The sequence below is a fragment of the Limosilactobacillus agrestis genome, assembly GCF_014145585.1.
Classification (GTDB): Bacteria; Bacillota; Bacilli; order Lactobacillales; family Lactobacillaceae; genus Limosilactobacillus; species Limosilactobacillus agrestis.
Map to the genome: position 1 here is coordinate 1 of NZ_JACIVF010000061.1, position 2,125 is coordinate 2,125.

The 2,125-nt window shown below is 35.7% G+C and carries 2 protein-coding genes; one reads left to right on the forward strand and one right to left on the reverse strand.

Annotation, left to right across the window (positions count from 1 at the left end; translation table 11 throughout):
- Positions 1-312 precede the first annotated feature (312 nt).
- Complete coding sequence (gene tyrS / locus H5R88_RS06790; RefSeq protein WP_182600585.1) at positions 313-1,563, reverse strand: tyrosine--tRNA ligase; 1,251 nt, start codon at positions 1,561-1,563, stop codon at positions 313-315.
- 359 nt (positions 1,564-1,922) lie between these two features.
- Here tyrS and H5R88_RS09600 point away from each other — a divergent pair.
- On the forward strand, positions 1,923-2,125 hold a 203-nt coding region (locus H5R88_RS09600), incomplete at its 3' end, for a hypothetical protein (RefSeq protein WP_220477592.1).

Genomic DNA, 2,125 nt, shown 5'->3' on the forward strand with positions numbered 1-2,125 from the left:
AATTTTAATTAATTTCAAATTTCTTTGATCGATAACTCAATCAGCAACTTTATTAATATATCATGTCGTCAAGTAGATGTCAACAATTATTTTTAACTTTTTTATCAAACCATCTCAACAGCACTTAACTGTTTTGACAACGATAACTACTATACATGGATTTCATTCCTTCGTCAATACTTTTTTTGAATTTATTTTTTAAATTTGAACTTTTTTATTTTTAAAATAAGAAAAATTATTTTTTATATCTAAAAATAAAAATACGCCCTTAAATTATCTTTTAAGAACGTATTTACTAATAATTGGTCTAGTTTATTTTACGCGAGCTAAGTAATAGTGCTTCTTACCCTTTCGGACAATTACAAACTTACCATCAAAATGCGCTTGGGGATCAATCTCAGCATCGACATCATCAATTTTTTCACCATTAATTCTGATAGCCCCACTTGATACATCCTGCCGAGCTTGACGACGCGAAGGTTCAATACCATTATCAGTTAACCAAATAACAATATTTTCTTTCTTGTTTTCTACATTTACTGAAGGCATATTCTTAAAGCCTTGTTCAATTTCTGCAACGGAAAGATCGGCTACATCCCCAGAGAACAATGCTTTACTAATCCGTTCTGCTTCTTCAACTGCTTCTTGACCATGAACAAATTTAGTTACTTCTTGGGCTAAGCGACGTTGAGCTTCCCGCTTCCATGGTTCTTTCTCAACTTTTTCTGCCAAATCATCAATTTCTTCTTTTGATAAGAATGTAAAGTACTTCAAATATTTAATAACATCACGGTCATCTTGGTTAATCCAGAATTGATAAAATTCGTATGGAGAAGTCTTTTCTGGGTCAAGCCAAATTGCACCACCCGCGGTCTTCCCAAATTTAGTCCCATCAGCTTTGAGCATTAATGGAATGGTAAGTCCGTAAACCTTAGTATCTGGTCCTTCAACCTTATGAATCAAATCAATTCCGGCAGTGATATTTCCCCACTGATCGGATCCACCAATCTGTAATTGCACATCATTGTGACGGTAAAGATGAAGAAAATCGACTGATTGAAGAATCTGGTAAGTGAACTCAGTAAATGAAATACCAGCATCTAGTCGACTTGCTACTACTTCCTTATTTAACATGGTATTGATATTAAATAGTTTACCGTAGTCGCGAAGGAAGTCTAATAAACTAATCTTTGATAACCATTCATAGTTGTTTACAATCGTGAAGTTTTCAGTACCAAACAATTTCTTCATTTGAGCAGTTAACGCTTCTTCGTTATGGTGAACTTGATCCATTGTTTGAAGCTGCCGTTCTGACTTTCGACCGGATGGATCACCAATTGCACCCGTTCCTCCCCCAATAATAATTACTGGGTGGTGGCCAGCTAATTGGAATCGTTTCAAAATCATAAATGGAATTAAGTGCCCAATATGAAGACTATCCCCGGTTGGATCTGTTCCACAGTAAAGGGAAATTTTATCTTCTGATGTTAATTTGCGTAAACCTTCTTCGTCTGTAACTTGGTTAATAGCGCCACGCCATTCTAATTCATTAAGAATATCCATGTTTACCTCCATAAAATTCTCGGATACAAAAAAATCCCCAACTTCAGTCGATGAAGTCAGGGACGATTTACCGCGTTACCACCTTGATTTGCAGCTAAAAAGCTACCACTCTAGTCGATAACGAGACGATCCGTTCAAATACTGAAAGACTCCGTAAGTGTAATTCGTACAACGGCATTGGCAAGTTTACAGTTACCACTTACTTCCTAAATGTCCAACCGCTTACTACTAAAATTACTTCTTCATCTTTGGTTATTGCCGTCATTGTACATGGAATTAACAATTACTGTCAAGAAGTATTTAAAACAGACTAAGCTTAGGGGGCTGTGACATAAGTCCCTAATAATAAACGGAGTTGGATGAAATCTTCGGATTTCATTCAGCTCCGTTTTCCTTTAAAATATAGATATGTTGAAAAAAGAAAAAGGCATCGACTGACCCTCGATGCCTTCAATACCCTCGAAAGGATATACATAATAATGCAGAACAATTATAACATTAATCAACTTAGTTTGGCTATGGCAACTGACTATCAACCTGAAGAAAATCATCCAGCTTATTA

Coding starts and splice junctions, on each gene's coding strand:
- tyrS (WP_182600585.1), bottom strand. CDS start 1,563: ATGGATATTCTTAATGAATTAGAATGGCGTGGCGCTATTAACCAAGTT.